The 222-nt window shown below is 61.7% G+C and carries 1 rRNA gene; it reads left to right on the top strand.

The features are described from left to right. A 16S ribosomal RNA gene (locus AOBCEHNH_RS07060) occupies nt 1-222 on the top strand; the annotation flags it as partial.

The following is a 222-nucleotide window of genomic DNA, read 5'->3' as shown; positions in this document are numbered from 1 at the left end:
CTGGGCCGAGACCGACGCTGAGGCGCGAAAGCTGGGGGAGCGAACAGGATTAGATACCCTGGTAGTCCCAGCCGTAAACGATGGACGCTAGGTGTGGGGGGGACGATCCCTCCGTGCCGCAGCCAACGCATTAAGCGTCCCGCCTGGGGAGTACGGCCGCAAGGCTAAAACTCAAAGGAATTGACGGGGGCCCGCACAAGCAGCGGAGCATGTGGCTTAATT

The sequence above is a fragment of the Collinsella intestinalis genome, assembly GCF_902501455.1.
Classification (GTDB): Bacteria; Actinomycetota; Coriobacteriia; order Coriobacteriales; family Coriobacteriaceae; genus Collinsella; species Collinsella intestinalis.
The sequence above is the reverse complement of the archived record's forward strand: the minus strand, read 5'-3'. Positions and strand labels throughout refer to the sequence as shown.